This is a genomic window from Paenibacillus sp. IHB B 3415, assembly GCF_000802655.2.
Taxonomy (GTDB): domain Bacteria; phylum Bacillota; class Bacilli; order Paenibacillales; family Paenibacillaceae; genus Paenibacillus_AQ; species Paenibacillus_AQ phytohabitans.
On record NZ_JUEI01000146.1, the window covers coordinates 1 to 6,744 of the forward strand.

The window sequence follows — 6,744 nt, forward strand, 5'->3', positions numbered from 1 at the left end:
AAAGCTGCAATTTCTAATGGTTGTGATGCAATATACTTAGGAATGCAAAAATTTGGTGCACGTGCATATTGCGGGAGCGAATCCAACAGTGGCAGCGGTCAGATTATGGCGTACATAAATGCCCGGACGGCAGACTCTGCGATTGGGGTATTCCGCGTACAAAGTTTTGCATGTTGGTTAATCATGAAAATGATTTTCGTATTGCTGACCAGTATATCGCTGTCTTCCTTGCTAATCGTTCAGCTTAACATAAAAGAACAAGAAAGAGCCAGAGCCGCCCAGTACTGGGCGGCTCTAAAACTTGCCGCTTCAACCATCGCAGTGAACGTGGCAGAAGTAAGGAAAAGTCTTTTTGAGAGGCACTCTTTTCATATCCTCAAGTTGCATCACCTCTAACTCCTGCCCCTCCCCGTTAACGATATAATTCAGCTCGCCAACAAATACCACAATCTCCAGCCCAGGATTAAAATCCTTATGTATCAGCAGCAAAAGATCAATTAACGATATCTCTGAATCCAGTTCTACCTTGTGTCCCTGGAAGAGGTAGCCGAGGCCGCGCGGATGCTGTATCGTAAAAGAAGGATTTTGGAGAGATTGGCGCAGGGCGGGAAGAGTGCAGAGTGAATAGCGAAAGAGTTAAGGTATGAAGGAATAGTGAGGCCTTCAATTTCGTTCTATAGATGTTACGGTGAACCGTATCATAAATAGGGGCAAGATTCTGTTGCACAGCATACCGTTTCGAGGGGGCAGCAATGAATAAAACAGACCGTTTATTAGCCATCGTGCTGGAGTTGCAAGGCAGGAAAGTGGTACGTGCCGAAGATTTGGCGGCCCTGTTTGAAACCAGTGTCCGGACCATTTACCGGGATATTCAGGCGATCAGCGAAGCAGGTGTACCGATTATAGGCACTACAGGTACAGGGTATTCCTTAATGGAGGGATATTTTCTGCCGCCGATCAGCTTCACTATAGAGGAAGCCGTGACCTTACTCATAGGGACGGATTTTATCGAGCTTCGATTTGATGATGATTATCGTGACAGAGCTAAGGCTGCTCGGAGGAAGATCGAGGCCACTTTATCAGACGGTGTCCGCAATGAGAGCTCCCGTATACGCAAGGCGCTGCGATTGCTTGCTCCGGGCAGACAGGCAGCTCTGTCAAATGAAAGGGATAATCTTGATAAGATTCGCCGGGCAATATTAGATGGGCGAAAGATCAGATTTCATTATTCGAAGAAAAATACCGATTCTACGGGGAACCACCATAGCGATCGCACCGTAGCTCCCTATGGCCTCGTACTCGTTGAAGGATCATGGATGCTCGTGGCTTATTGCGACTTACGCCATGACATTCGCCATTTCCGATTGGCCCGAATGACAGAACTTGTAGAACTGGAAGAGCGATTCGAGCTTCCTGTACATTTTGACTTAAGAGAGTATACCCCTCCGGATGATCGCCACTTGCGCGTTCATCTTCGATTTAATCATGACCTCGCAGATAAGGTGAAGGAATCCAACTATCATTACATTGAAGAAATGAAAGAGCATCAAGCTGGATTAGATGTGGTTTTACGCGTACGCCAACTGGAGGAATTACTGCAATGGGTGCTCGGCTGGGGAGCGGGTGTAATCGTATTGGAGCCTGAATCATTCCGGAATAAGATTCGTGAGGAAGCCCGAAAAATTTTAGAACGCTACTGACATAACGCTGTCAGTAGCGTTGTTTTATTATCGGGTATGTAAACATAAAGGAGTATAGAAAGGATGGTATTTTGTGAATTTTGCTTCTGTACGCATCATTACCGACGATGTGAATCGTCTCGTCGAGTTCTATGAAAAAGTCCTGGGTGTTTCGGCGGTGCACCCCGCGCCTGTTTTTGCCGAACTCGTTATGCCGGCATGTACCCTGGCAATCGGCCACTCCCAAACGGCGCAGCTATTCGGCGCTGGTTCCGTAGTGGCAGCGAGCAATCACACTGTCATCATCGAGTTCCGCGTCGACGATGTCGAAGCCGAATTCGCACGCTTGAAGCCAATTGTCTATGATTGGGTAAAAGAACCGACCACGATGCCGTGGGGGAACCGTTCTATGCTGTTTCGTGATCCCGACGGCAACCTGGTAAACCTCTTCGAACCGGTGACCGAGGAAGCGATTAAACGGTTTAGTGGCAGGCATTGATTAACTGATCTTCATGAGGGTCATGTCGAGTAACTGGCACAGGGTGTCTGATTTTCTACATCAGACACCCTGCAGTGTTCACGCAGGATTACGCCGCTATTATCTAGTATTTACTATGTCTTCTTTCGTAAGTTCTTGGTATAGGGTAAGTTTCTCTTCGGCGAGAGAAATCATGTAATCAATTTCTTGCCGCCTGGATTCCAGTCCCATCAGATGCTTCTCAAGGATTTCAATCCGCTTTTTTAAGGTAGGATTATAATTAGAAGGATTCTCCCCTTGTTGAATTTTATCCATTACACAGCCCTCACGAGTAAATTCCGTAATCTCCTCAAGCGATAAGCCCAATTTTTTTAGTTTATTTAGACATTGAATGTAGGAAACCTCGCTTTCTTTGTAGACACGTGCCCCTCCATTACTACGCTTGGGTTCATGTAGTACCCCGATTTTTTCATAATAACGAATCGTATAAGGAGTTAATCCCGTTTTTTCTGACACTTGACTTATCGTAAGCATCCGATTTCTGCCCCTCCTTTTTAATGCTGGTATTGAAAAATATTATACAGCTTTCAGTTAACTCAAAGCCAATGTTTATAATTGCCCCTAACTTCCACCTGAAAAACCTCTTGACTTCCAGTTGACTCTAACTTGTAAGTTAACTTTACTAATTGAAATACAGGAACAAACACTAAAGGGGTGTAACAATGAACAACGAATATTTCACGATTCAACAAGCATCGGAAGGTATCTGGGGTGCTATTTCGGTTCCAGGCAGCGGTTCTCTGGGGAATGCAGCAATTATTGATCTTGGGGATTTAACCGTTGTAGTGGATACAACCAACCTGCCGCATTCTGGTGCTTTGTTACGTCATACTGCTGAACAACTAACAAACAAACCGGTTAAATATGTAGTGAATACACATTTTCATGGAGATCATGTCAACGGCAATCAGGAATTTATGAAAAGCGAATTTATATCTACCGTTTGGACAAGAGATTTGCTTTCTGATATGGGTGAAGTGAATGTTGATTTCATGCAGCAAAACATTCAAAAGTTAATAACTAGCCTAAATCATGTACGTTCAAAGCAAAGAGATCCCCACATGCTAACTGAAATCGACTATGATCTTTCCGTACAGCGAGCCCTTTATGATGCCATCCCTTCCCTTTGCAGGGTGATACCCACGATAACTTTTGACGATAAACTCGTTATTCAAGGAACAAAGCGAACAATCGAAGTTTTATCTTACGGAGGCGGTCATTCTTTAAGTGATGCTGTTGTGTACGTTCCAGAAGAGCAAACTTTGATCGCTGGTGATTTAATATCGACTAAGACAATTCCGGTCATACCCTACGGTAATCCATACGCTTGGATACGCATCCTTAAACGCATTCAAAAAGACCTCAAGATCAATACTGTCGTTCCGGGACATGGAGAGGTATCTAATTCAGATCGAATCACGGATGTCATACGCTTTTTGGAGAAAACGATCACTTATGTTTCTGGGGCTGTAAAAAGCGGGAAATCAGAGTCTTACTGGCTGGAACAAGGGGTATTAACAGGCTACGAGGATTGGCATCTGCCCCAGTATTTCAGATGGAACTTTCGCTGGCTCTTTAACAGTATGCTTGTTCAAAACAACAGATGAGTCAACATGAAATAGAGATCTTGAAAAAAACGAAGGAATGGAAGTTGCTGATGTTGGTCTACCACCACTTCTTATTCAGTAGGCTAGGCATGTCTATGGCTGTTGAATCATTTGGAATAATCTTGACAACGCACTGGAGAAAATGGAATTCCGGCGATGTACAAACCATACGTGCAAGTCCCGGTACCCTTCAGGAAGACGATGGGAAGATATTTGACCCGCCTCTTCCGCCTTGGTAATTGACGATTGTGGCAGCATAGACACGCCGAATCCAGCGGCTACCCCACTTAGAATTACTTCTAACGTTCCAAACTCCATAATCTGATAAGAGCTCATCCCGCTTTCTCCTAGGAATTTCTCAGCTTTTGCGCGATGTGTACATCCAACGTCGAAGAACAACATCGGCTTCGTAAGCAATTCGCGCATGTCACTCTTACCCGGTTCCGAGATCAGCACCAACTCCTCGTTGAAAGCCACAACATGTTCTATATCAAGCTGGTCAATGGGTCCATAGACAAAGGCTCCATCTAGTTCGTAATCAAGCACCTTTTGTAAGAGACCATGCGTTTCGCCAGTGATGAGCGATAGTTTGACATCGGGATATCGTAAGTGATACTTGGTCAGAAGAGGAGTCAGATGAATAACTGCTGTCGTTTCAATGGAACCTAAGCGGAGAAGGCCCGCAGGCTGCTCCGAGTATTGTGTGGATTTCACAGCCTCGTCCATCAGAGTCAGTATTTTATCCGTATACTCCAGCAAGTTCTCACCTGCTGGCGTTAACGTCATCCCCCGATTGGATCGACGAAAAAGAGGGAGCTTCAACTCAGCCTCAAGGTACTGAATCCGGTTCGTCACATTGGACTGCACATAGTTCAAGACTTGCGCGGCCTTCGTTATGGTGCCCTCGCGAGCAACAGCTTGAAATATTTTCAAATCTCCACTTTCCATTTCCATGTCACCTGCCTGGTATGATTCTTTATGATAGTCGCCTTCAGTTTTGATCATTTTACTGGATTATATCCTTTATGTACAATTCAATATAGATTCATTAATAACGACTTAAGGGAGTAATCAAGATGAAAGCAATTGTACATGCTGGACAAAGTGGCCTGAAGGGCTTGAAATATAAAGATATTAGGGACCAAAAGCCGGGGGTTGGCGAAGTAAAAGTAAGGATAGAGGCTGCAGGGCTGAACCATAGGGACTTGTTCATCATGGCAGATCGAACAGAACAGGATGTCCCTCTGGTTATTGGTTCTGATGGCGCGGGCAGGATAGAAGCAGTAGGTGAAGGTGTATTCAGCCATCCATTAGGTGCCGATGTCATCATTAATCCATGTATCGGATGGGAATCCGCCGATAATGTTCCGTATGTTCCAGCCATTGTAGGAGGTCCTTCAGATGGTACATTCGCCGAGTCTATCATCATTCCTGCGCAAAATGTCATCAGCAAGCCAGCTTACCTGTCTTGGGAAGAAGCGGGTGTGCTACCCCTGTCCGCCTTGACGGCCTATCGAGCTCTGTTCACGAGAGGCCGCTTACAGCAAGGTGAACACGTCCTTATTCCTGGCATTGGTGGTGGTGTTGCGACTTATGCCATGAAGATGGCTTCAGCGGTGGGTGCGCGTGTTAGTGTCACATCACGTAGTGAAACGAAAAGACAAGCTGCACTCATTAATGGGGCTGACCATGCATTTGACAGTCATAGCGATTGGAGGGAAGGTATGGATGGAGACACCGTCGATCTCATCCTCGACAGCATCGGACCTGCGACGTTCCCACATTACTTTGACATTATTAAACCGGGTGGCCGTATTGTCACGTTTGGGGCAAGCTCGGGAGATCGAATGGAGATCCCGATGCGGTCCATATTTTTTCCCCAAATTAGTATCATTGGTACCTCTATGGGAAGTAGTGAAGAATTTGCTGATATGCTTCAATTTATGGAACGCCACTTGCTTCGTCCTATCATTGATCGAGTATATCCTTTACAAGATACAGTTCAGGCATTTCACAGAATGCAGAAGGGGGAGCAGTTCGGTAATATTGGAATAAGAATAGATTGAACAGACAACAGGGCAAATGAGGTCGTAAGAAGCGGTTCAGGCTAAATGGACGCCAATATCTATGAAGCCTCTTTAATTCCCTTGATAACAATAAGAGCGGAACATAAGCTAACAGCTTCATGCCCCGCTCTTATTTTTGTTCACTCGTTCTCTTTCACTTTCTCATACTCTATCTCAATCAGCTTGAAAAAATCAGACGGTTTGATTTTCAGTCCCTTGCAGAGATCAAATATTTTCGTGACGGAAGGCTCATTTCTGCCAACCTCAATCATGGAAATGTAGGATCGGTCGACATTGCATTCATGCGCCAGATCTTCTTGGCTTAGACCTTGTTTGATACGTATAGCTTTAACGGTTTTTCCGATTATCTGCTTAATGATGTTGGACGGATCGCTCAAGGAAAATAACCCCTTTTAAGTCCATTATCAATCTGATATAATGGTCGTGACAGATAAAATATTCAACAAAAAGTAAAATATATACATATTTTGAGCCTGTTCTGCACTTCCCTGTAGTTTCTCTATGATTCAAAGTTGCTCAGCCCAAGATGGATAAGCAAATATTGAAGCTCGTAGGAACCCGGATTCGTGCTCTTCGGAAAGAGCGGGGCTTATCACAGGAAGCGCTTGGGGAGAAAGGCGGATTTCATTTTTCATACATAGGGCAGATTGAGCGTGGTGAGAAGAACGTTTCTTTATTGAATTTACATAAGATAGCGGAATCGCTTGAAGTTAATTTAGTTCAGTAGCGAAAAATGTACTTAAAGAATTATTATGAGATACGTCCCTCAGAGCAAATGAGGTCATTTAAAACAAGCGCACAAGCCATTGGCTTGTGCGTTTTTCTGCCGCTTT

At 44.7% G+C, this 6,744-nt stretch carries 8 protein-coding genes and 1 pseudogene; 6 read left to right on the forward strand and 3 right to left on the reverse strand.

Annotated features, from left to right (window positions below; genetic code table 11):
- The 3 genes from QW71_RS35350 to QW71_RS35360 form a co-directional block, all read left to right on the forward strand.
- Window positions 1-396 (forward strand): hypothetical protein (locus QW71_RS35350; RefSeq protein ID WP_039310453.1); only part of this gene is annotated, 396 nt, incomplete at its 5' end.
- Window positions 397-752: 356 nt separating this feature from the next.
- Entirely contained in the window at window positions 753-1,700 is a 948-nt protein-coding gene (locus QW71_RS35355; protein WP_039310455.1) for a YafY family protein, read from the forward strand.
- A gap of 73 nt (window positions 1,701-1,773) precedes the next feature.
- Window positions 1,774-2,178 (forward strand): VOC family protein, encoded by a 405-nt coding sequence (locus tag QW71_RS35360; RefSeq protein WP_039310457.1) that lies wholly within the window; start codon window positions 1,774-1,776, stop codon window positions 2,176-2,178.
- Between the two features lie 99 nt (window positions 2,179-2,277).
- On the opposite strand, the gene QW71_RS35365 is transcribed toward QW71_RS35360, so the two are convergent.
- A complete protein-coding gene (locus tag QW71_RS35365; RefSeq protein WP_039310460.1) occupies window positions 2,278-2,691 on the reverse strand; it encodes a MerR family transcriptional regulator in 414 nt (137 codons plus the stop codon).
- Between the two features lie 188 nt (window positions 2,692-2,879).
- On the opposite strand from QW71_RS35365, the gene QW71_RS35370 reads away from it, so the two are divergent.
- Window positions 2,880-3,824, forward strand: coding sequence for an MBL fold metallo-hydrolase (locus tag QW71_RS35370; protein ID WP_039310462.1), 945 nt, complete (start codon window positions 2,880-2,882; stop codon window positions 3,822-3,824).
- 93 nt (window positions 3,825-3,917) lie between these two features.
- Here the strand turns inward: QW71_RS35370 and QW71_RS35375 are convergent, their stop codons facing one another.
- Window positions 3,918-4,772 (reverse strand): LysR family transcriptional regulator, encoded by an 855-nt coding sequence (locus tag QW71_RS35375; RefSeq protein ID WP_039310467.1) that lies wholly within the window; start codon window positions 4,770-4,772, stop codon window positions 3,918-3,920.
- 128 nt (window positions 4,773-4,900) lie between these two features.
- Here QW71_RS35375 and QW71_RS35380 point away from each other — a divergent pair, with 128 nt between their 5' ends.
- Window positions 4,901-5,890: a zinc-binding dehydrogenase gene (locus QW71_RS35380; protein WP_039310465.1), complete on the forward strand. Its 990-nt coding sequence runs from the start codon at window positions 4,901-4,903 to the stop codon at window positions 5,888-5,890.
- 140 nt (window positions 5,891-6,030) lie between these two features.
- On the opposite strand, the gene QW71_RS35385 is transcribed toward QW71_RS35380, so the two are convergent.
- Complete coding sequence (locus tag QW71_RS35385; RefSeq protein WP_083442855.1) at window positions 6,031-6,288, reverse strand: helix-turn-helix domain-containing protein; 258 nt, start codon at window positions 6,286-6,288, stop codon at window positions 6,031-6,033.
- Between the two features lie 149 nt (window positions 6,289-6,437).
- On the opposite strand from QW71_RS35385, the pseudogene QW71_RS35390 reads away from it, so the two are divergent.
- Window positions 6,438-6,635: pseudogene (locus tag QW71_RS35390) on the forward strand (helix-turn-helix domain-containing protein); the annotation flags it as partial.
- Between the last annotated feature and the right edge of the window lie 109 nt (window positions 6,636-6,744).

Bases quoted from the DNA above. Each gene is read 5' to 3' on its own strand.
- QW71_RS35365 (WP_039310460.1), bottom strand. From the start codon at position 2,691: ATGCTTACGATAAGTCAAGTGTCAGAAAAAACGGGATTAACTCCTTAT.
- QW71_RS35355 (WP_039310455.1), top strand. From the start codon at position 753: ATGAATAAAACAGACCGTTTATTAGCCATCGTGCTGGAGTTGCAAGGC.
- QW71_RS35370 (WP_039310462.1), top strand. From the start codon at position 2,880: ATGAACAACGAATATTTCACGATTCAACAAGCATCGGAAGGTATCTGG.
- QW71_RS35375 (WP_039310467.1), bottom strand. From the start codon at position 4,772: ATGGAAAGTGGAGATTTGAAAATATTTCAAGCTGTTGCTCGCGAGGGC.
- QW71_RS35380 (WP_039310465.1), top strand. From the start codon at position 4,901: ATGAAAGCAATTGTACATGCTGGACAAAGTGGCCTGAAGGGCTTGAAA.